This is a genomic window from Clostridium sp. CTA-5 (assembly GCF_054768135.1).
Map to the genome: position 1 here is coordinate 1 of NZ_BAAAAT010000038.1, position 394 is coordinate 394.

The window sequence follows — 394 nt, forward strand, 5'->3', positions numbered from 1 at the left end:
AACCTACGACACTTCGGGTATGAACCGAATGCTCTAGCCAGCTGAGCTATTCCGCCAAATTTTTTTATGGTTGCGGAGGCAGGACTTGAACCTACGACCTTCGGGTTATGAGCCCGACGAGCTACCAACTGCTCCACCCCGCGATATTATATTATGGTGCCGAAGACCGGAATCGAACCGGTACGGTGTTTAACCACCGCAGGATTTTAAGTCCTGTGCGTCTGCCAGTTCCGCCACTTCGGCAAGCATATGGTAGCGGAAATAGGACTTGAACCTACGACACTTCGGGTATGAACCGAATGCTCTAGCCAGCTGAGCTATTCCGCCAAATTTTTTTATGGTTGCGGAGGCAGGACTTGAACCTACGACCTTCGGGTTATGAGCCCGACGAGCT

The 394-nt window shown here is 51.5% G+C and carries 3 tRNA genes; all 3 read right to left on the reverse strand.

The window, feature by feature from the left end:
• Positions 1 to 67: 67 nt before the first annotated feature.
• Positions 68 to 143: transfer RNA gene (locus ACYUET_RS19085), tRNA-Met, on the reverse strand.
• An 11-nt stretch (positions 144 to 154) separates the two neighbouring features.
• Positions 155 to 243: transfer RNA gene (locus tag ACYUET_RS19090), tRNA-Leu, on the reverse strand.
• A 7-nt stretch (positions 244 to 250) separates the two neighbouring features.
• A tRNA-Met gene (locus ACYUET_RS19095) sits at positions 251 to 327 on the reverse strand.
• Positions 328 to 394 lie beyond the last annotated feature (67 nt).